Source organism: Pseudomonas fluorescens, assembly GCF_041354075.1.
GTDB classification, from domain to species: domain Bacteria; phylum Pseudomonadota; class Gammaproteobacteria; order Pseudomonadales; family Pseudomonadaceae; genus Aquipseudomonas; species Aquipseudomonas fluorescens_CE.
On sequence record NZ_JARZGC010000007.1, the window covers coordinates 135,833 to 161,452 of the forward strand.

24 protein-coding genes are annotated in these 25,620 nt (G+C 62.7%); 12 read left to right on the plus strand and 12 right to left on the minus strand.

Annotated elements, in window-relative coordinates:
• The first annotated feature begins 258 nt into the window (after positions 1-258).
• Positions 259-741 carry an acyl-CoA thioesterase gene (locus tag QIW53_RS11660; RefSeq protein ID WP_192307197.1) on the plus strand — a complete coding sequence of 161 codons (483 nt, stop codon included), beginning with the start codon at positions 259-261 and terminating at the stop codon, positions 739-741.
• Between the two features lie 119 nt (positions 742-860).
• Here the strand turns inward: QIW53_RS11660 and pdxY are convergent, their stop codons facing one another.
• A complete protein-coding gene (gene pdxY, locus QIW53_RS11665; protein ID WP_371049771.1) occupies positions 861-1,733 on the minus strand; it encodes a pyridoxal kinase PdxY in 873 nt (290 codons plus the stop codon).
• A 117-nt stretch (positions 1,734-1,850) separates the two neighbouring features.
• On the opposite strand from pdxY, the gene QIW53_RS11670 reads away from it, so the two are divergent.
• The gene (locus tag QIW53_RS11670) at positions 1,851-2,264 is read left to right on the plus strand and encodes a DUF3301 domain-containing protein (RefSeq protein ID WP_371049772.1); all 414 of its coding nucleotides are present in this window, start codon (positions 1,851-1,853) and stop codon (positions 2,262-2,264) included.
• On the opposite strand, the gene QIW53_RS11675 is transcribed toward QIW53_RS11670, so the two are convergent.
• Complete coding sequence (locus tag QIW53_RS11675) at positions 2,261-3,226, minus strand: CobW family GTP-binding protein (protein WP_371049773.1); 966 nt, start codon at positions 3,224-3,226, stop codon at positions 2,261-2,263. The genes QIW53_RS11670 and QIW53_RS11675 overlap by 4 nt on opposite strands.
• Positions 3,227-3,253: 27 nt before the next feature.
• On the opposite strand from QIW53_RS11675, the gene QIW53_RS11680 reads away from it, so the two are divergent.
• Positions 3,254-3,610, plus strand: coding sequence for an NADH:ubiquinone oxidoreductase (locus tag QIW53_RS11680; RefSeq protein WP_371049774.1), 357 nt, complete (start codon positions 3,254-3,256; stop codon positions 3,608-3,610).
• 24 nt (positions 3,611-3,634) lie between these two features.
• On the opposite strand, the gene zigA is transcribed toward QIW53_RS11680, so the two are convergent.
• Positions 3,635-4,843, minus strand: a complete 1,209-nt coding sequence (gene zigA, locus QIW53_RS11685) for a zinc metallochaperone GTPase ZigA (protein ID WP_371049775.1) — start codon at positions 4,841-4,843, stop codon at positions 3,635-3,637.
• Between the two features lie 142 nt (positions 4,844-4,985).
• Between zigA and QIW53_RS11690 the strand changes: the two genes are divergently transcribed.
• From QIW53_RS11690 to QIW53_RS11715, 6 genes are all read left to right on the plus strand, one after another.
• On the plus strand, positions 4,986-5,363 hold the full coding sequence (locus QIW53_RS11690; protein WP_371049923.1) for a glutamine synthetase: 378 nt from the start codon (positions 4,986-4,988) through the stop codon (positions 5,361-5,363).
• 78 nt (positions 5,364-5,441) lie between these two features.
• The gene (gene folE2, locus QIW53_RS11695) at positions 5,442-6,338 is read left to right on the plus strand and encodes a GTP cyclohydrolase FolE2 (protein WP_371049776.1); all 897 of its coding nucleotides are present in this window, start codon (positions 5,442-5,444) and stop codon (positions 6,336-6,338) included.
• Positions 6,335-7,003: a metal ABC transporter ATP-binding protein gene (locus tag QIW53_RS11700; protein WP_371049777.1), complete on the plus strand. Its 669-nt coding sequence runs from the start codon at positions 6,335-6,337 to the stop codon at positions 7,001-7,003. Before folE2 ends, QIW53_RS11700 begins: the two co-directional genes overlap by 4 nt.
• Positions 7,003-7,869 carry a metal ABC transporter permease gene (locus QIW53_RS11705; protein ID WP_371049778.1) on the plus strand — a complete coding sequence of 289 codons (867 nt, stop codon included), beginning with the start codon at positions 7,003-7,005 and terminating at the stop codon, positions 7,867-7,869. The genes QIW53_RS11700 and QIW53_RS11705 overlap by 1 nt, the downstream gene beginning before the upstream one ends.
• An 11-nt stretch (positions 7,870-7,880) precedes the next feature.
• Positions 7,881-8,756 carry a metal ABC transporter substrate-binding protein gene (locus QIW53_RS11710; protein WP_371049779.1) on the plus strand — a complete coding sequence of 292 codons (876 nt, stop codon included), beginning with the start codon at positions 7,881-7,883 and terminating at the stop codon, positions 8,754-8,756.
• Positions 8,757-8,900: 144 nt separating this feature from the next.
• Positions 8,901-9,806, plus strand: coding sequence for a His/Gly/Thr/Pro-type tRNA ligase C-terminal domain-containing protein (locus QIW53_RS11715; RefSeq protein ID WP_371049780.1), 906 nt, complete (start codon positions 8,901-8,903; stop codon positions 9,804-9,806).
• Between the two features lie 69 nt (positions 9,807-9,875).
• Here the strand turns inward: QIW53_RS11715 and QIW53_RS11720 are convergent, their stop codons facing one another.
• Complete coding sequence (locus tag QIW53_RS11720) at positions 9,876-10,397, minus strand: DUF3617 domain-containing protein (RefSeq protein WP_371049781.1); 522 nt, start codon at positions 10,395-10,397, stop codon at positions 9,876-9,878.
• A 131-nt stretch (positions 10,398-10,528) separates the two neighbouring features.
• On the opposite strand from QIW53_RS11720, the gene cls reads away from it, so the two are divergent.
• The gene (gene cls, locus QIW53_RS11725) at positions 10,529-11,968 is read left to right on the plus strand and encodes a cardiolipin synthase (RefSeq protein WP_371049782.1); all 1,440 of its coding nucleotides are present in this window, start codon (positions 10,529-10,531) and stop codon (positions 11,966-11,968) included.
• Here the strand turns inward: cls and cfaB are convergent.
• From cfaB to hflK (QIW53_RS11750), 5 genes are all read right to left on the minus strand, one after another.
• Positions 11,965-13,152, minus strand: coding sequence for a C17 cyclopropane fatty acid synthase CfaB (gene cfaB, locus QIW53_RS11730; protein ID WP_371049783.1), 1,188 nt, complete (start codon positions 13,150-13,152; stop codon positions 11,965-11,967). The two genes, cls and cfaB, sit on opposite strands and share 4 nt — an antisense overlap.
• 189 nt (positions 13,153-13,341) lie before the next feature.
• Complete coding sequence (locus tag QIW53_RS11735; RefSeq protein WP_371049784.1) at positions 13,342-15,252, minus strand: cation-translocating P-type ATPase; 1,911 nt, start codon at positions 15,250-15,252, stop codon at positions 13,342-13,344.
• The gene (gene hflK, locus QIW53_RS11740; protein ID WP_371049785.1) at positions 15,249-16,304 is read right to left on the minus strand and encodes a protease modulator HflK; all 1,056 of its coding nucleotides are present in this window, start codon (positions 16,302-16,304) and stop codon (positions 15,249-15,251) included. The genes QIW53_RS11735 and hflK (QIW53_RS11740) overlap by 4 nt, the downstream gene beginning before the upstream one ends.
• Positions 16,301-17,344 carry a protease modulator HflC gene (gene hflC, locus QIW53_RS11745; RefSeq protein WP_371049786.1) on the minus strand — a complete coding sequence of 348 codons (1,044 nt, stop codon included), beginning with the start codon at positions 17,342-17,344 and terminating at the stop codon, positions 16,301-16,303. The genes hflK (QIW53_RS11740) and hflC overlap by 4 nt, the downstream gene beginning before the upstream one ends.
• Positions 17,341-19,299: a protease modulator HflK gene (hflK, locus tag QIW53_RS11750; protein ID WP_371049787.1), complete on the minus strand. Its 1,959-nt coding sequence runs from the start codon at positions 19,297-19,299 to the stop codon at positions 17,341-17,343. The genes hflC and hflK (QIW53_RS11750) overlap by 4 nt, the downstream gene beginning before the upstream one ends.
• Before the next feature lie 226 nt (positions 19,300-19,525).
• Here hflK (QIW53_RS11750) and lpdA point away from each other — a divergent pair, with 226 nt between their 5' ends.
• The gene (gene lpdA / locus QIW53_RS11755; RefSeq protein WP_371049788.1) at positions 19,526-20,926 is read left to right on the plus strand and encodes a dihydrolipoyl dehydrogenase; all 1,401 of its coding nucleotides are present in this window, start codon (positions 19,526-19,528) and stop codon (positions 20,924-20,926) included.
• Between the two features lie 117 nt (positions 20,927-21,043).
• On the opposite strand, the gene QIW53_RS11760 is transcribed toward lpdA, so the two are convergent.
• The gene (locus tag QIW53_RS11760) at positions 21,044-21,517 is read right to left on the minus strand and encodes an Lrp/AsnC family transcriptional regulator (protein WP_038980472.1); all 474 of its coding nucleotides are present in this window, start codon (positions 21,515-21,517) and stop codon (positions 21,044-21,046) included.
• A 146-nt stretch (positions 21,518-21,663) separates the two neighbouring features.
• Between QIW53_RS11760 and QIW53_RS11765 the strand changes: the two genes are divergently transcribed.
• Positions 21,664-22,293: a LysE family translocator gene (locus QIW53_RS11765; protein WP_371049789.1), complete on the plus strand. Its 630-nt coding sequence runs from the start codon at positions 21,664-21,666 to the stop codon at positions 22,291-22,293.
• Here the strand turns inward: QIW53_RS11765 and QIW53_RS11770 are convergent, their stop codons facing one another.
• Positions 22,294-24,414, minus strand: coding sequence for a hypothetical protein (locus QIW53_RS11770; protein WP_371049790.1), 2,121 nt, complete (start codon positions 24,412-24,414; stop codon positions 22,294-22,296).
• Complete coding sequence (locus QIW53_RS11775; RefSeq protein WP_371049791.1) at positions 24,401-25,597, minus strand: DUF3142 domain-containing protein; 1,197 nt, start codon at positions 25,595-25,597, stop codon at positions 24,401-24,403. The genes QIW53_RS11770 and QIW53_RS11775 overlap by 14 nt, the downstream gene beginning before the upstream one ends.
• Positions 25,598-25,620: the final 23 nt, after the last annotated feature.

Here is a 25,620-nt window from a genome sequence, read left to right on the forward strand (position 1 = left end):
GCTCAAACGCCAGGCCTGAGAAAGGTCTGGTCAAGCAGGGAAAAAATCCGCATTTTGCGTAGGAATTGCCCTCGGACCGGGCTTTTGCAGGGTAACACCGCGACTTCCGGCAAAAAGGCGGTGCAATATATGGAAACAGATAGATTTGTCGTGACGGCGATCACCCGCCCGGCGTCCCGATAACTGTGGTTCGAAAAACCGCCCAGGCACCCGTAGAGGTGCACCCTTCCGAAACCCGCCTTGACCCGTGAGAACGCTATGGAACCCGGAAACGCCCAGCTGTCGATGACGGTATTGATGACTCCCGACATGGCCAACTTCTCAGGCAATGTCCACGGTGGCACCCTGCTCAAGTACCTCGACGAAGTGGCCTACGCCTGCGCCAGCCGATACGCCGGCCGCTACGTCGTGACCCTGTCGGTGGATCAGGTGATTTTCCGCGAGCCGGTGCATGTCGGCGAACTGGTGACCTTCCTGGCCTCGGTCAACTACACCGGCAATACCTCGATGGAGGTGGGTATCAAGGTGGTGACCGAAAACATCCGCGAGCGCTCGGTGCGCCACACCAACAGTTGCTTCTTCACCATGGTCGCGGTGGACGACAACCGCAAACCGGCGCCCGTGCCGCCACTGCAACCACAGAACAGCGAAGACAAGCGCCGCTTCATCCAGGCCCAGCAGCGTCGCCAGATTCGTCAGGAGCTGGAAAAGCGCTACCAGGAAATCAAGGGTGATGCCTGAGTTTAAAGGCTGAGCTTTAGAGAGCTATCGTCGGAATGCCGCCCAGACCAGGCTCGCTCCCACAGGTGTTCACAAAAACCTGTGGGAGCGAGCCTGCTCGCGATTGGGTTAACCTGGATTCAGAGGCTGATCGCCGTCGCCTCGAACCTCACCCGAGGATGCGCGATGCGATCCTGCGCGCGGACCAGCTCCAGCTCGTAACTGGCGCACGCCTGGGTTTCCAGCAGCACCTCATGCACCGCCGAGGCCGCGAATTCGAACGCCGCCACCAGGCTGTCGCCCAACAACACCCGTGCCAGAAACAGCCCGGACGTCAGGTCGCCCACGCCCACCGGCTGGCGCGGAAACGCCAGCAACGGGCGGCGCAAATGCCAGCTCGCTTCAGCCGTCACCAGCAACATCTCGAAGGCGTCCGCCGGTTTGCCGGGGTATGCCAGGTGTTTGACCAGCACCGCCTTGGGGCCCCGTGCCAGCAGTGCACGCGCCATGGCCAGGCAATCGAACAGTGACTGCGGCTTGCGCCCCGAGAAGCTGTCCAGCTCCAGTTGGTTGGGGCACATGAAGTCCGCCACGGCGGCCGCTTCTTCCAGCAGGAAGTCACTGACTTCAGCCGGCACGCTGCAGCCTTTCTCCGGGTGCCCCATCACCGGGTCGCACAAATACAGGGCCTTAGGGTTCATCGACTTGATCTGTGCAACGCCTTGCAGGATCGACCGCCCCTGAGCCGCACTGCCCAGATAACCGGACAACACGGCGTCGCAATTTCCCAACTCACCGATGGCCGCGATGCCTTCGACCAGCGCCGGAATCTGCTGCGGCGCCAGTACTTCACCGGTCCACTGGCCATATTGGGTGTGGTTGGAGAACTGCACAGTGTTCAGCGGCCAGACATTCACCCCGACCCGTTGCATCGGGAAGACCGCAGCGCTGTTGCCCGCGTGGCCGAACACGACGTGAGACTGGATGGCGAGCAGATGTGGCGTACGTTTCATGCCGTGAGTTCCGTAAAACGATTGAAATTCGAGCCGCGCAGTATGCGACTAAACGCAGCCTGTACGACAGACCGGCGACGCAGTTAAGCTGACATCCTCTTGTTGGAGCACCCGTTGATGCTGACCCTTGGAAATATCTTTGTGCTGATGCTGCTCGCCACGGCTGGCGCCTGGCTTTGGCACAACCATGGCTTGCGCGAGCGTGCGCTGGAGCGGGTCAAGCAGCACTGCGGCAAACTCGGGATCGAGTTGCTGGACGGCAACGTCGCCTTGAAGAAAATCACCTTCATCAAGGACGCCAACGGTCGGCGGCGCCTGGCCCGTGTGTACAACTTCGAGTTCACTGTGACCGGCGAAACCCGCCATAACGGCACCATCACCCAGTTCGGCGCCCACAGTGCCCAGATCGAACTGGCGCCCTACCCGATGCCGTTCGACGATACGCCCCCCGTGGCCGATGTGACGAAGCCTCGCGCCGAAGTGATTGAGCTTAGCCAGTGGCGGCAGGAACACACGAAATGGCGTCCTTAACCGGATCGACAGTGATCCAGTGAGCGTTGCAACGAGTCTACCGGCTGCGGCCCGCTGAAAATCAGCTCGATCCTTGAATCCTGGCGCCATTCGCTGGGCTGCCATGCCAGTGTCGCGTTATCCAGTGCATTGGCCGACAGCCACCCCCGGTCGCTGTGGATAACCAGCTTCGCCCGCCGCCAGGCGAGGCTTTCGAGCCAACGGCCAAGGCGCGCCGAATCGAACCTCTGGCCTGGGTGCCAGCGCCAACCGATGCTCCAGCCATCGTCCTGCTCCTGGCTCAGGCATATCGGCCGCGCCGGGTCAGGCCATACCGCCGGCATCTGCGCCAACCCCTTGGGCATGATGAAGTTATCCGCACCCGCCACCGCTTGCGCGTCGAGCCCGGGCAGTTCGCTCAGCGGCAACCCGCCCTGCTGCGTCCAGTAAACGCGCCGTGCCGGCAGTTGCGCGACGATACGCTGCCGATCCCCCTCCTCAAGATGCTCGGACTTGTTCAACAGCAATAACCCGGCATGGCTCAACGCCGCCTGCTGCGTCACAGGCAAGGGTTTGCCGGCGGCGAGCGCCTGGGCATCCAGCACCAGCACACTGGGCTGAACCGCCAGTACGCCCACCCAGGGCGCCTCAACCAATTGCTTGAGCAACTGCGCCGGATGACCGAGGCCGGAAGGTTCGATGAACAACCGGTCCGGTCGCGCCTTGCGCAACAATCGCCCGAGGCCGATCTGGAACGGCGCACCATTGACGCAACACAAACATCCCCCGGCGACTTCACCCAGTGCGATACCATCGACGTCACGGGTCAAGAGCGCAGCATCGATACCGATCTGCCCGAACTCGTTGATCAACACCGCCCACCGTTCGTTCGCCGGCCGCTGGGCCAGCAAGTGCTTGATCAGGCTGGTCTTGCCGGCGCCCAATGGCCCGGCGATGACGTGTGTGGGAATGTTCTGCAGCATGGTCGAGATTTTCTGAGGAGGTAGAGGATGCGGTTGATTGGCTGGACGTTGCTCCTGTCGCTCGTTGGCGGCGAGGCGCTGGCCCAGGCGTGCGTGGTGCACAGCACGGCTGAGCGACTCGACGTGAAAGTCTGCCAGGAGAACCGCAGCATCCCTGAAAAACTCTTCGCCGACGGGTTCTGTCAGCCGAACCTGGCCGGGCAGAAAGTCGAGGTGCAATACGTCGACCACTGCCCTGCCGGCGCCTTTGGCGTATGCAGCAATGCACAAGTTGCCAATATGCCCTACCGGCAGGATATTCACTATTACGGCGTCGCCACCGACGCCGCGTATCTGAAGCCGTATTGCGAAGGCCAGAGCCAGGGTCAGTGGCTCAAGCCTTGATCCGCACCCTCCAGGCTTCGAGGCTTACGCGGCCACCTCCTCATACCAGGGCCCGAACGGGTCCGGCCACAGTTGCCAAGCCTCTGCGCCCAGGGCCATTTCATCATCGGTCAGCAGGCAAGCGTCCAGTTCTGCGGTGAGTTGCGCAAAGTCGATGTTCTGACCGATGAACACCAGTTCCTGCCGGCAGTCGCCCGTGGCGGCGGTCCAGTTCGCCATGATTGTCGCCGTGCTTTCTTCGTCCTGGGGCCATTGGTCTTTCGGAACGGACCGCCACCAGCGACCGGCAAACCCGTAGCGCATCAAGCCACCGGCCTGGGACCAGCTGCCGGCATCCATGGGTTTGCTGGCCAGCCAGAAAAAACCCTTGGAGCGCAGCAGTTTGCCGTTGGTCCACGGTCCATCGATAAAGTTGAAAAACCGCTGCGGATGAAAGGGGCGGCGCGCCCGGTAAGCGGTGGAGGCAATGCCGAATTCCTCGGTTTCGGGCACATGTTCGCCGCGCAGCTCGCGCAACCAGCCGGGTGCCTGCGCCGCTTTTTCGAAGTCGAAACGACCGGTATCGAGGATTTTCGCCAACGCAATTTCACCCATCACCATCGGCAGGATTTCGGCCTGCGGGTTCAGCCTTTCAAGGATCGCCATCAGTTCCTGGCGCTCGCTGCTGCTGATCAGGTCGATCTTGCTGATCAGGATCACGTCGGCAAACTCGACCTGCTCGACCAACAACTCGGTGATCAGGCGCTCGTCCTCTTCGCCCAGGGTTTCACCACGGGACGCGAGGCTCTCCGCAGCCTGGTAATCGAGCAGGAAATTCACCCCATCGACCACGGTGACCAGGGTGTCGAGCCGCGCGACGTCCGACAGGCTGCGCCCTTGCTCGTCGCGGAAGGTGAAGGTTTCGGCCACGGGCAGCGGCTCGGCGATGCCGGTGGACTCGATCAACAAATAGTCGAAGCGGCCCTCTCTGGCGAGTTTTCCGACCTCTTCGAGCAGGTCTTCGCGCAAGGTGCAGCAAATGCAGCCGTTGCTCATTTCCACGAGTTTTTCTTCGGCGCGGTTCAGGGTGACGTTACGCTGGACTTCGCTGCCATCGATGTTGATTTCACTCATGTCATTGACGATCACCGCGACCCGCAGGTCTTCGCGGTTACGCAGTACGTAATTGAGCAGCGTGCTTTTACCGGCGCCGAGAAAGCCCGACAGGACGGTGACAGGGAGACGATGGGGCATCAGGGGATCCTCACAGGAATGCCCGGTCGCAGTGTCGGGCTTATTTTTACGTTACAGTATAACAATTCACTTCGGCCACCCCTTCTTGCTACCGATGACAAAGAGCAGGATGCTGAACCCCGTCCAATCCCTGAGAAACTCCATGCATATGGCCTTGAAAATCGCGCTGCTGTGCGCGTCGCTGCTGCTCAGCCTGAACGCCTTGGCACAGACCCCGGGCCTGGCCAACTGCACCCGCAGCGCCAATCTGCTGGCCTGCGTGGATGCCGACGGCAATGCCTACAGCGTCAACACCGTCGGTACCACGCTGTATCTGCGTGGCTTCGAACGCGCGAGCAAACGCTATTGGGCGCAGACCAACAGTCGCTACGGACAACTCACCTTTTTCACCGGCATCGCTTCCGACGGCGAAGCCTGGGTCGGCTACAACCGGCGGGTCGGCTGGACCACTCTCAACCGCTTTTCCAGTTCCGGCGGCAGCAGCGCCACATTCACGTGCAGCCGAATGACCGGTTGCTAGGCAATGAAGAAAAAAGACGTGGTCGGTTTTGATGTAATAACATAACATTAGAATTCGAATCCCACGATGGACCTGCTGATGAATGCGCTGACTCTGCCGGATATCGCCGCGCAGGCTTCACGCCAAGCCCTGCCGCTCGAATGGGTGGGCATGTGCGGCATTGCCCTGCCGATCCTGTTCAACGATCAACGCTTGAGCGCGAAAGTCGACGCCGGCGTCAGCCTGGACGATGGCGAAGCGCGGGGCATTCATATGTCGCGGCTGTACCTCGCGCTGGAATTGCTCGAACAGGACAACCTGACCCCGCAACTGATCCGACGTGTCCTGCAGCAGTTCCTCGATTCCCACGCAGGCCTGTCGACCCGTGCTTATCTGAAAATCGACGCCGAACTGCTGCTCAAGCGGCCCGCGCTAATCAGCCCGCTCTCCGGCTGGAAGAGCTATCCCGTCAGCATCGAAGCGCATCTGAAAGATGCGATGTTCCACGTGGAACTTAAAATTCAACTGCCTTATTCCTCGACCTGTCCTTGCTCAGCGGCGCTGGCCCGGCAGTTGATCCAGCAGCAATTCATCGATGATTTTGCCAACCGGTCGTTGCAACACGCAGACGTTCTGGCTTGGCTGGGTTCGACCAAGGGCATCGTTGCAACACCTCACAGTCAGCGCAGTCATGCGCAATTGCGGCTTCGCCTGGTTGAGGGCAGCGCGACCCTGCCGTTGATCGAGGTGATCGATCAGGCCGAAGACGCCCTCGGCACCGCCGTACAAACCGCCGTGAAGCGTGCCGATGAACAAGCCTTCGCCCTCGCCAACGGGCAAAACCTGATGTTCTGTGAAGACGCCGCGCGGCGTTTGCATCTGGCCTTGAAAAGCTCCGCAGGCATACATGCATTGCACGTACGCGTCGTTCACGCCGAAAGCCTTCACGCCCACGACGCCGTCGCCGAAAGCCGATGGAATTGGGAGGCGGCATGATTCGCTGTGAGGCATTACGCTGGGGCGCCGTCGGACAACCCCTGACCCCGGCAGTCAGTTTTGAGTTGCCCAAGGGCAGCATGACCGCCGTGATCGGCGCCAACGGTTCAGGCAAAAGCAGCCTGCTGAAAGTAATCGCCGGCCTGCAAAAACCGCTGAGCGGACAGGTCACTGTCGATGTTCCACGCCAAGGCGCGCTGTCATTCCTGCCGCAGCAGCAACACCTCGACAGGCAGTTTCCTATCAGCCTGCAAGCCTTGGTCGCCGCCGGATTCTGGGGCCACAAACAATCGGCTGAAGTCCGCCGCCAGCGCCTCGGCGCCGCCCTTGAAGACTGGTGTCTGACGGGGTTGGAACAACGCCCGCTGATGGCGCTCTCCGGGGGCGAACTGCAACGTGCACTCCTTGCCCGCATGAGCCTCGCCGACGCGCCGCTGCTGTTACTCGACGAACCCCACGCAGCGCTCGACGAAGAGGGACAAACCTTGCTGTGGAAACACCTGCAGCAGTGGCACGCACAAGGCCGAACCCTGCTGGTCGTCTGTCACGACCTGGCGGCGGTTCGGCACCACATGCCGCAAACGTTGCTGATCAGGAGCAGTGGCTGCGTACTCGCCCCGAGCACCGAGCTGATCCGCCAGCCACCGCACATGCAGGTGGCCTGATGCTCACGGTCGCTCACCTGTGGCACCCCTTTCAGGAGTTCGTGTTCATGCGTCGCGCACTCCTCGGTGGATTGGTGCTGGCGTGCAGCACGGCGCCCCTCGGCGTGTTCCTGATCCTGCGGCGAATGAGCCTGATCGGCGATGCGGTCGCTCACGGCATTCTTCCAGGCGCGGCGCTGGGTTTCTGGTTTGCCGGATTGAGCCTGCCCGCGTTGACCCTCGGAGGTCTGGGCGCCGGCTTGAGCATGGCCGGGCTGGCCGCGTGGATTACCCGCCGCACCGGCCTGCGCGAAGACGCCAGCCTTGCAGCGATCTACCCGATCTCTCTCGCCAGCGGCGTGCTGATCCTCGGCATCGCCGGCAAACGCCTGGACTTGCTGCACCTGTTGTTCGGTTCGGCACTGGCCGTCGATGCCCCAACCCTGACGGGCATGTTGTGGGTCTCGGGGCTCAGCCTGATGGCCATGGCGATCATCTACAGACCGCTGGTGCTGGATACCCTCGACCCCTTGTTTCTGCAAACCGTCAGCCGTCTCGGCCCGCTCGCACACGGGGTATTCCTGACCTTGGTGGTGCTGAACCTGGTGATCGGCTTTCAGGCGATCGGTGCGCTGATGGTCGTCGGCCTGATGATGTTACCGGCTGCCGCCGCACGCTTCTGGAGCCGACGACTGCCGGTGCTGATGGCCGTCGCCGCCGTGTTCGGCTGCGTGTCGGTGTGGCTCGGCCTGCTGCTGTCATTCCACTACTCGCTGCCCAGCGGCCCGGCCATCGTGCTGGTGGCTGGCGGCGCGTATCTGTTGTCCGTGGTGTTGGGGCCGGTGCACGGCCTGATGCGCCGCCCGCCGCTGCTCACATCCCAATGAGGTCTTGCCCGATGCGCGCTCTACTCGTGTTGTTCAGTTTGATACTGTCCATGTCGCTGTCGGCGGCGGAGAAGCTCCAGGTCGTCACCAGCTTCAGCATCCTCGCCGACATGACCCATCAGGTCGGCGGTGATCACATTCAGATCACCAACATGGTCGGGCCCGATGCCGATGCCCACACCTACGAACCGACCCCCGACGATGCCAAGGCACTGCTCGGCGCCAGGCTGATCATCAAGAACGGCCTGGGTTTCGAGCCGTGGCTGGATCGACTGGTGAGCAGCACTGACACCCGTGCCACGGTCATCAGTGCGAGCCGCGGCGTGATTCCCCGGTCACTGGAAGAAGACGGCGAGACCGTTCCCGACCCGCATGCCTGGCACAACCTGGCCAACGCCGAGTTGTATATCAACAACATCACCAAGGCATTGGTGGCCGCCGACCCGGTGAATAAAGCCGATTACGAACGTAACAGCCAGATCTACCTGAAACGGATCTACGCGCTGCTTGCCGAAGCCAAGACCAAGCTCGGCGCCCTGCCGCCAGGCAACCGCAAGATCGTGACTTCCCATGATGCCTTCGGTTATCTCGGGCAGGCCTACGGCATCGATTTCATGGCGCCACAAGGCTTGTCCACCGAGCGTGAGCCGTCGGCCGCCGAAGTGGCTGCGCTGATTACCCAGATTCGCCAGGCCAAGGTCAAAGCGGTGTTCATGGAGAACATCAAGGATGCGCGCCTGCTCAAACAGATCGCCGATGAGAGCGGCGCGCACATCGGTGGCACCCTGTACTCCGACGCCCTCGCCACGAGTGGCCCGGCCAGCACCTTCACCGGTTTGTTCGAATACAACCTCAACACGCTGTACCAGGCGCTGAGCCACCCCTGATCCGTTACCCCTTCGCGATCGCACGCTGGTTTCTCCTCACGGCCTCATGGGTGACCGGCCAACTTGCATGGCGTGACAAATGTATAGATGACAACAGCACGGGTTTACCACTACGGTTCATGTGCGAGCCTCCAGAGCACCGACATGATGCACATCACCCTTAGCGATGGTTCACTGCTTGAATACGACCAGCCGTTGTCGGTCTACGAGCTCGCCGCCAGCATCAGTCCGGAGCTGGCCAAGGCCGCCGTCGCGGGCCGGGTGGACGGTGTACTGGTCGATTGCGCATTCATGCTCCAGGCCAACGCCCGGGTCAGTATCGTCACCCCCCGCGAACCCGATGGCCTGGAGATCCTGCGACGCTCCTGCGCACTGATGCTGTCAGTGGCCGTGAAGCAGCTTTACCCTGAGGCACAATTGCAGCGCGGATCGGTGCTGGGTGACGGTTTCTTCCATGAGTTTGAATTCGAGCGTCCGCTGAACCTGGTCGATCTGGCAGGCATCGAAGCGCGCATGAAAACGCTGGCCGCGACCAACCATTCGATTCGCCGTCGCCCACCCTCGTCGCCCACCCATGACCTCGAGACGCTGACACCCTACCTGCTCGGCGACTTCGAGTGCCGCTCGATCGGCCCGCACGTTCCTGCAACGAGGGTGCTCCAGGCATTTGCGCTCGATCACATCAGCGGCACCGCGACTCAGCGGATCTATGGAAGCTGCTGGTCTTCCCAGGAAGAGCTCGAAAGCTGGCGCGCCCCGCCACACGTGATGATCGTCAGCATGGACGAGCGCCAGGCCGATTACGCCCAATCAGTGACCGAGGCCTTGCGTCGCAGTGGCGTGCGCGCCCGTGCAGACCTGCGCAACGAGAAGGTTCGCCACAAGATCCGCGAGCACAGTCAACAGGTGCCGTATCTGGTGGTCATCGGGGAAAAGGAAAAACAAGGTGGGTATGTCACATTGCGCAGCCGGACCGGAGAGGATTTCGGCACGATGGCGGTTGAGGCGGTGTGCGCGTGGTTGCGGTCAACCGGGCCGGTGGTGGTTTGAACCGATCATCGCGAGCCGACTCGCTCCCACATTCGTAGCCCTGTGGGAGCGGGCCTGCTCGCGATGCTGTCAGACCCTGGGCTTCACCGTTCCACAATCCTGCCCCAACCAGACTGCACGAGTATCGAGGCTGCCCTTTTGCTGGATGCCCGTGGCGTTGAACGTGCCGTTCACCTTGGTGGTGAACTCGCGATCACTCAGGAACGTCGCCACCCCTGCGCCCTGCGCCTTGGGACAACTGAATCGGAATTTCCACTGATTGCCGGTACGCTCGGTGATTTCCTGGCGGCAGCCCGACTGAGGGTCCGTCAGAGGAATGTTGTCACTCTTGACCTGTTCCGGCGTCAGGCAGGCGCGAATGCCCTTGCCACCCATGGTGATGCCCTGCTTCTCCAGCTGCGCGCGCTGCTCGGGCGTCATCTGGCTTTGAATCTGGCCGAGTAACAACTGCAGATCCGGCAGGTTCTGGTCATCCACCTTCATGTTGCTCGAGGTCAGCTCCCACAGGCCGGGCTGCAGCATCTGCGCCTGAGCGGCCAGGGGGAGCGCCAAACCGAAAGTCACGGCCAAACCCAGCAGACGAACGTTCATCGTGTCACTCCTGATCAGTAGTGGCCGTTAGACGTCAGCCAGGGGCTTCGGTTCAAGCGCCAATTAATTAGCGACATTCTGCACGGAACATGGTCTGTTAGGCATTGAATCTTCAGGAGCAAGGCTGTCCCATGGATTACTTCGGACCGCACCTATTCGGTTATCTGATCGCGTTGTTGCATTCCCTGGGGCTGATCGCCGCCATCCACGCCGTCCTGACCGTACGGACCGCCCAGGGATCGATCGCCTGGGCGCTGTCGTTGCTGTTCATGCCTTACCTCACGCTGATTCCGTACCTGGTCTTCGGCCGCAGCACCTTCGATGGCTACATCAAGGCGCGGCGGCAGGCCAACGAGGAAATGCGCAAGGCGATTTCCGAACTGAACTGGCGCCCCTGGGTGGAGGAAGCCCTGACCGCCCGCGCGTCCAACGCTTATGCGTCATTGCGGGCGATGCCCAGGCTGGGGCGCATGCCATGCCTGGCCAACAATCAGGTCCGTCTGTTGATCAATGGACCGGCCACCTTCGAAGCGATTTTCGACGCTATCAGCCAGGCCCGGGAAGCCGTGCTGATCCAGTTCTTCATCATTCACGACGACCACCTGGGTCAACGCCTGCAAGCGCTGTTATTGAAGAAAGCCGCCGAAGGCGTCGCGGTGTATCTGCTGTACGACCGCATCGGCAGCCATTCCCTGCCCCACAGTTACGTGCAGCCATTGCGTGATGCAGGGATCGAGGTCAAAGCCTTCGCGACGCGCAGCGGCTGGCTCAACCGCTTCCAGGTCAACTTTCGCAACCACCGCAAGATCGTGGTCGTGGATGGCGTGGTCGGGTTCGTCGGTGGACATAACGTCGGCGACGAATACATGGGCGAGAAACCGCCGCTGGCGCCCTGGCGTGACACCCATGTCGGGGTGCGCGGGCCTGTGGTGGCGTGCATGCAGGAGTCGTTCGCTGAAGACTGGTTCTGGGCGGCGCGATCGTTGCCGCCATTGATCCTGCCGGACGTTTACCCGGACGATGGCGTGCTGTGCCAATTGCTGGCCAGCGGCCCGGCAGATTCCTACGAGACCTGCTCACTGTTCTTCGTCGAAGCCATACACGCCGCCACCGAACGCGTGTGGATCACCAGTCCGTATTTCATCCCCGACGAGGCGGTGTTCTCGGCATTACGCCTGGCGGTGCTGCGCGGTGTCGATGTGCGGCTTCTGCTGCCGTCGCGCCCTGACCACCGGATCGTCTACGCAGCCTCCAGCCTGTACGCTTTCGAAGCGGTACGCGCCGGCGTGCGGGTGTTTCGCTATGAACCGGGTTTCCTGCATCAGAAGGTGGTGCTGATCGACAGCGAAATCAGCGCCATCGGCAGCGCGAATCTGGACAACCGCTCGTTCCGGCTGAATTTTGAAGTGATGCTGCTGACGGTCGACAGCGCGTTCGCAGGCGAAGTGGAACAGATGCTCAACGAAGACTTCGCCCTGGCCCATGAAGTGGCCAAACAGGAAAGCCGGGAAACCCACCGCCTGCAACAGGTCGGCATGCGGATCGCCCGGCTTATTTCGCCAATTCTTTAAGGCGTGTAGATGTCGTCGCGGGTCCAGGGCAGTTCATGGCTGCCATCGGGGTGGGCTTTCACGGCGAGAATCTGGTGCAGGTTGATCCAGCCCCTGGCGAATGCATAAGCACAACCCGCCAGGTAGAGCCGCCAGATGCGCAGCGCCTGTTCGGGCACCAGTTTGCCAGCGGCTTCCAGGTTGTCTTCCAGGCGTTCGCTCCAGTGGTCAAGCGTGCGCGCGTAATGCAGGCGCAGGCTCTCGACATCCACGACCTCCAGACCCGCCTCGCTGATTTCGGCGGTAATCATCGACAAGTGGGGCAACTCGCCATTGGGGAACACATACTTCTCGATGAAGTCACCAGCGCCGCGTCCCACCGGGCGGCCGTCGGTGGCTTTGGCGGTGATGCCATGGTTCATCACCAGCCCACCCTCCTTCACGGCACCGAACAGGGTCTTGCAATACTCGGCGAGATTCGCATGACCGACATGTTCGAACATCCCGACGCTGACGACCTTGTCGAACCGACCGTCCTGGGGCAGATCGCGGTAATCGAGCAACTGCAGTTCAACCTGATCGTCCAGGCCCTCGGCGGTGACCCGCTCCCGGGCCAGCGCCAGTTGCTCCTTGCTGAGCGTGATGCCGAACACTTTTACGCTGAATTCCCGCGCCGCATAACGTGCCAGGCCGCCCCAACCACAACCGACGTCCAGCAGGTACTCACCGGGTTGCAGGCGCAGCTTGCGGCAGAGGTGGCGGAACTTGGCCTGTTGGGCTTGCTCCAGGGTCTCGCTGCCGGTTTCGAAATAGGCGCAGGAATAGGCCATGTCACTGTCGAGCCACAGCTGGTAGAACGCGTTGGACAGGTCGTAGTGATAGGAAATCGCCTTGGCGTCGGTTTCCTTGTCGTGCGCGACACGCACTGGCCGGCTGTCGTCATCCTCGCTCAACAGTGCCTGGCTCAAGTCATCACAGACCCGGATGACGTCGCTCATGGAGCCTTCCAGCTCGAGCTTGCCTTCGACGAACGCCGCTCCGAGCGCGTCCAGGCTGGGGTGGGTGAACTGGCTCACCATCTGTGGGTCCTTGACCACAATGGTGACGCTGGGCGCCGGGCCCAGATTGAATTCATGGCCGTCCCAGAGTCTCAGGCGTAAAGGTAGCTGCAGATTCTGTAAGGCCGGTGGAAGTTGCGCGAGCATGGAATATCCCCCTGATTGCAGACGTCTGAAATGAGGTTAGCCCATCCTTGAAAATTAGCAGGCTATCGATTTGATAGCCCTTTTCTATGATCAGCCGAACCCCCGTCCCTCGTCGTCAACGCAAAGAAGTGATGACCCTATCCAGATGACTGCGCCGATGTCCTGCGGTTCTAAAAAATCCTTACGCCGTCAGGACTTCTCGGGCAACTTCGGCAAAGGCTCCTGAAATCGCAGCAAGCGACCTGCATTACCCAGCACCAACAAAGTGCTCAGGTTGTGCAGAAGCGCCGCAATCATGGCCCCTGCCGCCCCCAGCCAGCCGAACGCTGCAAACACCACGATGGCCAGCGTCCAGCCCAGGCCGATGATCACGTTGACCTGCAAGGTGTTGCGGCACTGGCGACTGAGGCGCACGCAGGTGCCCAGGCGCCGCAAGTCACTGCCGATCAACACGATGTCTGCCGACGCCAGGGCGATATCTGCCCCGCCCGCTCCCATGGCAACGCCGACCACACCCGCCTTGAGCGCCAGCGAATCATTGATGCCATCGCCGACCACCATCGGCCGAAAACCACTGTCGATTTCCTTCAGGACCCGATTGAGCTTGTCCTCGGGCAGGGCCTGGGCCTGGACATTCGGCAGACCGACATCCCGCGCCAGGGTATCCGCCACACTCTGGCGATCGCCCGTCAGCAACCATTGTCGGCCCAGGCCGAGCTCGCGTAACTCGCTCAGAGCAAACCGTGCTTCGGGTTTGACGCTGTCGGCCAGCAACAGCCAGGCAAGAAATTGTTCGTTCAGTGCGAGCCCCGCAATCGGACCATCGTGCGTTGGAACCAGGGACGTCGGGATACCCAACTGCGCAAACAACTCGGGTCGCCCCAGGGCGGCTTTGCCCTGCCCGGTCATGGCCACCACACCGAGCCCCTGACGCTCGTGAATATCCGAGAGCGCCAGCCAGTCATCCTGGGTCACCAGACCGGCGAGCGCACGACTGACCGGATGGCTGCTGGCAGCCCCGAGGCTGGCGGCGAGCCGCAGCACCTGAGTCCGGTTTTCCGGCGAACCGTCAATGGCTTGCAGGCGCAACGCGCCGTAGGTCAGGGTTCCGGTTTTGTCGATCACCAGCGACGTCAGGTCGGCCAACTCTTCCAGAAACGCCGAACTGCGAATCAGGATCCCGTGGCGGGCAGCCACGGCGACACCGGCAATGGCCGTGGCGGGCGCCGACAACACCAACGCACAAGGGCAGGCGGCGACCAGCACCGCGAGCATCGCCTGGGCGTCGTTGGTGATGAACCAGGTGACGGCGGCCAACAGCAAGACCAGCACCATGTAGCGGCCGGCGTAACGTTCGAGCAACCGGGTAATGGGCGGCTTCGAACGTTCGGCGCTTTGCATCAGTGCGATGACTTTGCCGAGGGTCGACTCGCTGCCCGTGCGGGTCACTTCAATCCGCAGCACGCCGTCGAGGTTGATGGCCCCGCCGAATACCGCCATGCCGATACCCGCTTCCACCGGCACCGACTCACCGGTGATCGACGCCGTGTCGAGGCTGGCCTGGCCGGACAGCACTCGGCCATCGGCAGGCACCCGGTCGCCGGCGCGAACCTCCACGCAATCACCCGGCGTCAGCGTGCCGTTGTCCACTTCGAGGATGGAGCCATCGCTCTGGACCTTGCGCGCATGGCTGCGGGTCAGTTGACCCAACGCGTGAATGGCCTCCTGGGAGCCGATCACGCTGCGCTCCTCGAACACGTGGCCGAAGATCATGATGATCGGCAACAGCGCGGCGGTCAGCAGGTCGCCGGTTGCCCAGGCACCGAGCATGGCCAGGGCAATCAACTGGTCAGTGATTCCGTGCAGGCTTGGATAGCGCAAGCTGAACCACGCCGAGCGCATCACCGGCACCGCAACCAGCAGCGAGGCGGTCCCCAGCAACAATTGGCTGACACCTGTTTGCTGCGGTGACAACCCGCGCCAGGCCAGACCCAGCGCCAGCAATCCCAGGGCAAGCATGGCCAGTGTCAGCTGACGCGCAGCGCTGCGTTGTTCGGCGGACGACAACAGGCTTGGGGCGGCGGCGGTGGATGCAGTCATTGGGCAGCTCCCTGAATGATCAGGCGGGAATCGTCTTGAGGATTGACGGTGGTCACCGAACCGGCCTGCCCCATGATTTTCGGCAGTCGTTCGCGATAAATGCGCAGCAACATCTGTGGCTCGGTGCCCTCCTGTTGCGCCTTGGCCAGACTCAGGACAGTGGCGGTGTCCGCCGACGCCTTGGCCAGTCGTTCGCTGGCCTGAGCCTCGGCGAGCCGCACGCTCCGGTCGGCGCGCTCATTGGCCGATTGCGTGAGTTTTTCGGCGTCGGTGCGCGCGTTGGCGACCGCTTTGTCGGCTTGCTGACTGGCGGTCAGGACGGCATTGAAGGCATTCACCGCGGGTCCCGGAAGACTCGACTGCACATCCACCCGCACGACCTCGATCCCCAGCCCCTGCCCGGCTGCTGAAAGCTCCTCGAGCCGCCGGTTGATCCCTTGCACCAAATCGCCGCGCAGACGCTCGCGCCGTTCAGCGGCCTGACTGTCCGCGCCAACCAGCTCCGGTCGCGCCACCAGAATGGTGTCCAGGTCCCGAGCGGCACTCAGGGCTACCGCACTGCGCGTCACGAGGCGGTCCAGGGCCGGCAACACATGTTCGCTCTGGAGCACGAAGGCATAGGGTTCGATGACTTTGTAAAAAACCCGCACATCCAGCTGCACGACACCCGCATCGCCGGTCAGCAGGTAACCGGACCCCGCCAGCGCATCGCTCAGCGGCGTGGCGAAGGAAGCCATCCGGTCAGCCTGCATTGCCGCGTCGCTGCGCAGCAGATTGTCGACCCGGCGTTCGATCACCCGGTCAGCGGCCGGCAACAGAACCACCTGCTCGAAGGGTCGTGGCCATGCCAACAGCAGACCGGCATTCTGAATGCGATCGAGCGCGCCAAAGTGCAACACCACTGCGCGGTTCTGCGGGTCGATCTGCCGAACGTTGGAAAACGCCCACACTACGGCAGCCAACAGCGTCACCGCATACAAGGCTAGAAAGGCCAATCGCCCGGCCTGAATCCAGGGGCTCGACTCATGTGTTCCACGTGGAACCAAACTCATGGTTGCGACCCGGTCTTGTTCTCGAGGGTCGGCGGACCATCGACCAGCACCCGGAAAGGTGCAGCGTCTGTGCGCAGGACCAGTTTGGTGCCCGGGCCGACGATGGTGCCCAGGGTGTCGAGAGAGCGCAGCAGGTTGTACAGTTGGGGCGAGCCTGCGTAGGCACGACCGTATATCCGCGCAGCTTCCACCCGGGACTGGGCTTCGATGCCGGCCGCTTTCACGCTGGCATCCGCCTGCACGATGCGGGCATCACGCTCGGCGGCAGAGCGAATCTGCGCGGCCTCGCGTTTGCCAATGGCTGTGCGTTCGGTGGCGATTGTTTCACGCTCGGCGCGCATCCGATCGACCGTGGCATTCAAGGTCACGGAGGGCAAGGTCAAGCGTTCGATGCCGACCTGCAAGACCCTGACGCCGTAGGTGGCCAACAGTTGCTGATCGATCTGCTGGCGTAGCTGCGTTTCGAAGTCGCCGATGCGCACCTGACTGGCGTCGGTGTTCACCAGGCTGGCCAGGTCGAAGCTGCTAGCCGTGGTTTCCAGCGCAGAGCCGACAAACGTGCGGATCTGCCGCGCCGCTTCATCCGGCTGATTCTGCACCGCCCGCATGAAGCGTTGAACATTGTCCGCATCGCCTTGAACCTGCCATACCACGTAGGCTTGAACGATGATGCGCAACCCGTCCCGTGTGCCCACGTCCTGCAAGCCACTGGAGGTGGTGCGCAGGCGCAGATCAACGGGAATTGTCGCTTCAAAGGGCGCCGGCCAACGCCAACCCAAACCTGGCGTCAGCAGCACCCGCGACGGATTGCCAAAGCGGGTGATCACGGTCGCCTCACCGGACCTGACTTGCACCAGGCTCGCCGCCGCGACCGCAAATGCGACCAGCAGCCCCGCCCATCCCATGCGTCGCCATGGAAAAGGACCCGTCGCCTGCACGTCGCCGTGGTGATGATGGTGGTGGTGCCCATGGTGATGCCCGCCATGGCTGTGATCGTGGCCGCTGTGGTCAGCACGATCGTGAGTGTGTGACTGGCTCAATTGGCAGCTCCTGGTTGAGCGGTTTTCGGCGATGGTGCCGGGTCGGCCGGCAAGGTGAAGGCGCGCAGGTCAATGGTCGGCGCGTTGCCATTGCTACCGAGGTGGTGATCCAGCACCAGCAATCTGGCACCGGCCAGCCCTTGGGACAGCTGACTGAAATACCGCTCCAGCACGAATGCCTGACCGGCGCTGGCGTAGGCTTTTTGCTCAGCCGCAAACCCCAGATCCGCCACCTGGGCGGCTGCGTTGATTTCCCTCGCAGTGGCGGTGGCCTGATCGCGGGCAATGCTGGCCTGCAATTGCGCCTGGTTACTGGCCTCGGCTGCCGCGCCGCGCTCGCGCGAAATCAGCGCCTGCGCGGCAATCTGCGCAGCTTGCACGCCATGGTAGGCGTTGGCCGCACCGGCCGGCGGGTGGATGGCCTCAACCACCGTGGCGAGAATTTCCACGCCACTGTCGAGCGCCTGCAAATCCGCTTGAACGGCCCGGCCAATTTCCTCCCCGAGCCCGACCCTGTCTTCGCCAAGCAGACCATCGAGGGTGCGCGAGGCGAAGTCATGAACCAGCACCCGACTGGCGGTGCTGCGGATCAATGCCGGCACATCCGTGCTGTTATAGGTGGCGGCCAATGCCGCCCGATCGGTCAAACCGATGCGGTAGACAAACCGGACGTCCATGTTGACGATCTGAAAGCCCTGTTTGTCCGCCCGGCTGCTGGCAATGACCTGGGATTTGTCACTCACATGGCTGGCGTCCCACAAGCGATTGGCGCTGACAGGCGCCGGACTTTCGGCCGGTTCAGCGGCCATCGGTGCAGCCACTTCGCCGACACGGGTAGTCAGTTCGTGGACCACGCCGTTTTCGACACTCAACACCCGACCCAGCGGCCAGGGCCAACCGATGTGCAAACCCGGTTCGAACACATCCACCGGCTTACCGAAGCGTTCGTAGATGCCACGGGCCTGCAGGGCTATTTCGTGAACACCGGTCAACGCCCAACCTAGCAGGGCAACCACCGCCAACACCGGCAAAAAAGCTCGGCGCATGTAGGTAAACGCCCAGATCTGCCGAAGATCGATGCCGAAGCGCTGATGCAATTCGTGTTGCAATGCCAGCAGGGGCCGAGGTGGCCAACGCAGCAGCTCGGCAATGAAACTGCGGGCCAGCAGCGCCGGTTCACGCTGTTCGTGGCGGGGCCTGAACACGGAAAGAACAGCCCGTAACAACAGCTCGGCCGCGACGAGCCCCGGCAGTGCACCGATCAACACGGCCAGCCGGGCCGGCCATACAACCCCCTCCCCCGCAAACAACAGGCACAAGGCGCTCACCACCAGGCTGACGATCGCCACGCGAGTCAACTGGGCCAGCGACCCTGCTTCAGGCGACTGCGTCACAGGCTCCAGGGCCAATTGCCGCTCCAGCACCAACAGGCCGAACGCCAGCAACAATGACAGTGCGGCGCCAATGTTCGCTGACAAACCCAAGGCGGCCGGCGGCAACGCCAGGTTCCACACCTGGTTGATGCAGAACAGCGCCAGCAACGCCCAGCCGCCGAGCCACAGCGTTGCGGCTCCGAGGGTGTTCAGCGCGCGCCTGCAGCCTTCGCTGATCCGTTCCAGCAATCGCTCGTACCCGCCCATCGGCGCTTCGGTCGCGGTGGATTGCACCGGGAGCACGGTCGGTTCGAGCGCCGAGGCGCGCCACTGCGTCAGCCACCACGCCGATTGCAGACCTGCGATCAGCACCAGCAAACCAGCGCACTGATTGACCAGTAACACTGGCCACAGCGATTGCGGCGCAAACAGCTCGACGAAAAATGCCAGCACCAGCCCGATGGCGGCCAACACGCCAAGCCCCAGGCCCCATAGACGCAATCGTCGCCCCTGCACCAGCGCTTGCTGGAACCGTGGCAGCCCGGCGACGGCCGCGCCCTCGATATCGAGATCAACTTGCATAACACCCCAGTGTTTCTTGGCTCAGCGCGAAGTTGGTTACGATATAACAAACTGCGTGAATTTTTTGTATTGAGCCTTTCTATCTAGGGGGGTGCAGCTGTCGCGTTGCTGAACGCCTTGACCGAAAGGCACGGAAACACTCATATTACGCTCGTAATTTTTCTCCCGGGCTACGTTTACTCAGCCGTTTATCCAGGCCGAATTTCATTTAATCAGGAGTCAATCCATGAGCAGCTATGACGTCGTGATTCTGGGCGGTGGCCCCGGTGGTTATAACGCGGCCATCCGCGCCGGCCAGTTGGGCCTCAAAGCCGCTTGCGTCGAGGGGCGCGCCACACTCGGCGGCACTTGCCTGAACGTCGGTTGCATGCCATCGAAAGCGCTGTTGCACGCCTCCGAGCTCTACGACGCGGCCATGGGTGCGGAATTCGCCAACCTGGGCATTGAGGTCAAGCCCACGCTCAATCTCGCGCAGATGATGAAACAGAAAGATGAAAGCGTGACGGGGCTGACCAAGGGCATCGAGTTCCTCTTTCGCAAGAACAAGGTCGACTGGATCAAGGGCTGGGGGCATATCGACGGTCCGGGCAAGGTCACGGTGACGGACAGCGACGGCGGCAAAACCCAGTTGAGCGCCAAGGACATCATCATCGCCACCGGCTCCGAACCCACTCCCCTGCCAGGCGTCGACATCGACAACCAGCGCATCCTCGACTCCACCGGCGCGCTGTCGCTCGGCGAAGTGCCCAAGCACCTGGTGGTGATCGGCGCAGGCGTGATCGGCCTGGAGTTGGGCTCGGTCTGGCGGCGATTGGGCTCACAGATCACCGTCGTCGAATTCCTCGACCGCATCTGTCCCGGGGTCGACGCAGAAGCGGGTAAAACCCTGCAACGCTCGCTGAGCAAGCAAGGCATCCGCTTCAAGCTGAATTCGAAAGTCACCCGCGCCACCTCTTCGGCCGATGGCGTGCAGCTCAGTGTCGAGCCAGCCGCCGGGGGCGACGCCGAGTTGCTGGAGGCCGATTACGTGCTGGTCGCCATCGGCCGCCGCCCCTACACCCAGGGCCTGGGCCTGGAAAACGTCGGCCTCGCCACGGACAAACGCGGCATGCTTGCCAACAAGGGCCACCGCACTGAAGCGCCCGGGGTCTGGGTGATCGGCGACGTCACCTCAGGGCCGATGCTCGCGCACAAGGCGGAAGATGAAGCCATGGCCTGCGTCGAGCAGATCGTCGGCAAGGCCGGTGAAGTCAATTACGCGCTGATTCCCAACGTCATCTACACCCGTCCCGAGCTGGCCAGCGTGGGCAAGACCGAAGAACAGCTCAAGGCCGAAGGGCGGGCCTACAAGGTCGGCAAATTCCCGTTCACCGCCAACAGCCGGGCGAAGATCAACCACGAGACCGAAGGCTTCGCCAAGGTCATCGCCGATGAGCGCACCGACGAGATCCTGGGTGTGCACCTGGTGGGCCCGAGCGTCAGTGAGATGATTGGCGAATACTGCGTCGCGATGGAGTTCAGCGCCTCCGCAGAGGACATCGCCCTGACCTGCCACCCACACCCGACCCGCTCCGAAGCGTTGCGCCAGGCGGCGATGGATGTGGAGGGGATGGCCACGCAGATGTGAGCCTGCGTCTTGCGGTGAAAGGTCTGCCGCTTTCGCGGGCAAGCCCGCTCCCACAGGGATTTGTGGTGCACTTGAAACCCTGTAGGAGCGGGCTTGCCCGCGATAGGGCACCGCCGTCTAAAGCGGTAAATGCTCCAACGGCAACGCCCCAGGCGTCTTCACCGTATGAATCGCAAAATTGCTGCGGATGTCGCTGACGCCGGGCAACTTCAGCAATCGCCCGGTCAGAAAGCGGTCGTAGGCACGCAGGTCCGGCACCACGACCTGCAGCAGGAAATCCGATTCCCCCGACACCAGGAACGCCGAGATCACCTCCGGCAATGCCGTCACGGCCAGTCGGAAGGCCTCGGCCTGTTCGTCGTTGTGGCGCTCGACCTTGACCCCGACAAACACCGTCAGCCCCAGCCCCACCTCATCGCGATCCAGGTTGGCCTGATAACCGCGTATCACACCGGCTTCCTCGAGCATCCGCACCCGGCGCAGGCACGGCGACGCGGACAGGCCGATCTCGTCAGCCAGTTGCACGTTGCTCAAGCGACCGTCACGTTGCAGGGCCGCGAGAATCTTGCGGTCGTAGGCATCGAGTTTCATTGTTGGTAGATCCTGAGAGTTTGAGCGGTTTTTATTAGCAGGTTATGCCAATCAAAGAGGCTTTTGAAGCAAACTACGCAACCACCTGCCCTGCCCTTGCGCCATAGAGTGGTGTCACCGGATCGACAACGTATTGGGGGTGCAACATGGCGGGACTGTGGCTGTTTTTCATGGCGCTGACGGTGGTTTACCTGCTGCCGGGACCGGACATGATCCTCCTGCTGCAAACCGGCGCACGCCAGGGCAGAGGCCCGGCACTGGCGACTGCGGTGGGCCTGGGCATTGCCCGGGGCTGTCATGTGGCATTGGCGGCGCTGGGTCTGGCGGCGTTGTTCAAGGCAGCCCCCTGGACCTTCGATGTGGTGCGCATGGCGGGGGCAGCGTACCTGTTGTGGATCGGCATCCAGTGCCTGCGCACCACGATGCTGCCGGACTTGAACGGGGCGCCAACGTCCTGCACAGCACCCCGTTGGCGCCAGGCGATCCAGCGCGGCTTGCTGACCAATCTGCTCAACCCCAAAGCGTTGCTGTTTTGCTCGGTGCTGTTGCCACAGTTCATCGACCCGCAGGCCGGGGCCGTGTTGACGCAGTTCGCGACCCTGGGCGTGGTGCTGGTCAGCGTCGGTTTGCTGTTCGACAGCGCCTATGCGCTGGCCGGTGCCGCACTGGGCCGCTGGCTGCAACGCAGTCCCTCGGCCCAGCGCCTGCAGCAATGGCTGTTTGGCAGCCTGCTGATCGGCTTCGCAGTGCGGCTGGCCTTTGTTCAACAGGCATGACTAGGGGCGTGCCCGCCGTTTAAGGCGATTGATCAGCACCAGCGCGACCGCTGTAAACGCAATGACGCCGCCGATTGCCAGCCACTGCTTGTAAGGACGCAGGGCCGCCCGCACCGGGCTCAATGCCTGGGTGACGTAACGTTTGTCAGCATTCTGGAAGTCTGGATAAGGGCATTGTTCGCCAAAGAACGCTGCCCAATCGACGTAGGGCCCCTCGTCGACATAACGTTTGTAAAAGGCCGTTTTTTCGGCTTGATCCGGATTCCACCCCGTCGCCGCGCAGAGCACGGCGGCAAACGCTTGGCTGGTGTGGGGCAGGTGATCGGCCGAACGGCTGGCCAGATCGTTGGCGACGAAGCGGTAGTGATAACGCCGATCCGGTTGCGCGGCACTCGCTTGCTGGCGTTTGACCTCCTCGTCGGCTACCAGCGGACCGACCTTGAGTTCGACGCTTTCCAGGCTGTAATTGCCGCCAAAGGTGGCGTAGTCCGGGGCCATCTCGTAACCCAGCAGGTCCATGCCATCGGAACGGGCGATCGTCGCGGCGTTGAAATAGGCGAAGGCGCGTTTGCTGGGCCACCATTTCGATTCGGCGTCGTGGCGCATTTCGCCGTACCAACTTGCCTTGTGCTGCAAGGTTTCGCTGTCGAAGTACGCCACCGCTTCGTCGTAACGCTCCTCACGCAGCAGGCGACGGCCGAGCAAATTACGCAGCTTCGCCGCCACCGGCAACGGCACATAGTTGTCGCGATCCTGCTGGCTCAGCGCTGGCGGCGCAGGCACTCGGGTATCGACGTACTGCTTGAGTTCATCGACGGTCAACACACGCTCGGCGACGGTCGCGGCGTCGAACCAGTAGATGTCCTTGCTGCGATACAGCTGATCGAACGCCTGCAGATAATCCCCGCGTTGCAGCGCCAGGATCGCGCTTTCGCCTTCGACCCGGCACTTGGGCTCCACCGTTTCGAAAGCCCAGTCGGGCGTGCGGCGCTCACCCCAGGACTCATCCTGCGGGAAGGCCTTGGCCGCTTTGGCGTAGGCCGCAGCGGCCGCTGACTTGTCACCGTCGCGCATCGCCAGTTTGGCCCGCAACCACCACGCCAGGCCACCGTCGCCGGCGTGTTCGAGGAATGCCTTGGCGCTGGCGTAGTCGCCCTGCTGGTAATTCACGGCGGCCAGTCGATCGGCGTTGTCCAGGCTGCCCCGGGTGCTGGCTTGCAATAACCTGATCATTTTTCGTTCAGCGGCGGGCTGCTCACCAAATGACCAACCCAACCGGCTGATCAAGGACGCCGTGATCAGTTGCTGTACCGGTTTGCCTGCCAGCAACGGCTTCAGTTGCGCCTCGGGCATCGCCATCAGGTCGGCCACCAACAGTTTCAGCGAGGTGTAGCCGACCCCCGAACCGTGACGATTCTGCGCGGCATAGAGCTCGATGGCGCTGTTCCAGTCGCCGACCGTGCGCGCGACACGGGCTTCTTCGCCCAGGCTGGCGACACCCAGTTCCAGCGGGTCGCTGAAACCGTCGATGCTCAGCTGCCGAGCCTGCGCAAAGGCCTTGCGGGCCTGCGCCAGCAGTTCAGGGCTGGCGTTTGCTTCTCCACTTTGGGCGTACAGCGCCCGGCCCAGCGAATAGGCGGCCCAGGTGCTGCGCAAGCGACGTTGCTCGGCCGGCAAGGCCAGCACTTCGCGGAAATACGCGGCGGCCATCCTGTGGTCACCCGCACTGAACGCCACGGCGCCCGCCAGATACAACACCAGTTCACTCGGCAGGCTCGCGCCCTGGGCTTGCACTTCACGGGCATCGGTCAAACCGCGCAGGCGCTTGACCAGCTCCTGCTGTGACGCGGTCAGGTCAGCCTGTTCGGCGTATTCGCGCTGCTCGGCGTACTCGGCCGCATCGCCGCTGTGAAGGGCGTCATCGACCACCTTCAGCCCCGCTATCGCCTGGCCCAGGCGGCTGATCTCGAAACGGAAGTTGCCTTCAGGCAGTTCCGCCAGCGACTGGCTGCGGTTGTCGAGCAGGCGCAGGGGGAAGTCCGGCCCGCAGGCCAGCGCCGACCCCAGTGGCAAGCCCAGGCTCAGGCAGAGCAGATGACGCGGCCAGTTACGGGTAAACATTCGAACCTCCTTGATCAATACGGGTGCAGCGCGCCCAACCGATGGCGCGCTGCCCGCCGGCCGGCAGACGCCCATCGCGCAGGCGGGTGAAGGTAAGCAGGTCCGGACGCTGTTGCAACGTGTAGCCAGCCAAGGCGTCTGCGCCCTCACACCCCTGCACCACGAGCGTCAGGCGTTCCGGCCAGGCACGGTCGAGGTTGCCCTGGTTGCTGAGGCTGACGTCATAGAGGCCGTCACGGCCCGAGAGTTTCACTGTCAGGCGACTGTCGAGGGCATCGCCGCGCGCGACCGCGCCCAGCGTGGTCAGGCTCCAGGCCCGACGGTCATTGGGCAAAGGCAGGCGGAACCAGATCAGTCCCGCCAGATGGGCCGGTGGATCGTTGCGCAGGTCCAGGGCCAGGCTGCGCAGTTGCTGCGGGTCGGCCAGCAATTCGCGACGCTCGCCGCTGCCTGGCACCGGCACTTCGCTTTCCACCACCGGGACGCCGTCCACCGGTGGCAGCAGCGCCACGCCGTAGGCCGGCAGTGCCAGGTAAAACGGTTTCGCGGTGATGCGGCTCCAGGCAATGGCCCAGGATTTCGCCTGGCCAGGGTCGAACAAACCCCGTCGTGGATCGCTGACCGCATGCACCTGCAACACGCTGCTGTCGACGACGGCCAACATCGCCGGCAGTTCGGAACTGTCGAGCCAGGCGGGCAACGCGGTGATACTCAGCTTCGTTGAATCCGGCAGCATCCCACGCAGATCGGTGAGAAATTTCCGATATGCCGGCAGCCGGGCGACACCGGCATCGTGATCGATTTCCACGCCGGCTGGCATCAGCCCCTGTGCTTGCCAATCACTGAGCACCTGCTGGATCTGCGCCGTGATCTCATCCGGGTCCAGTGCCGCGAGCTGGCCATCCAGGCGAATGACCGCGATCAGCGGCCGGCCGTCTCGTTTGAGCAGCGCCGCATCGATCCGCGCGCGGCTCCAACCGGCCCCGGGAAATGCCTGCAAGGCCAGAACCCGCAGAGTCGAGAAGTCCGCGCGGCTTGCATCGAGGGCGGCTTCATGGGCCGGCGTCCATTGGCGTTGCCAGATGTAGAGTTGCTGGTCGAGGGCCGGCCTGTCCTGCCGCTCGCAACCGTTGAGCAGCACCAGCGCCGCCAGCATCACCGCCAGCCGGGCGAAAAAAACCATGAGTCATCCTTAGTGGCTGCTCA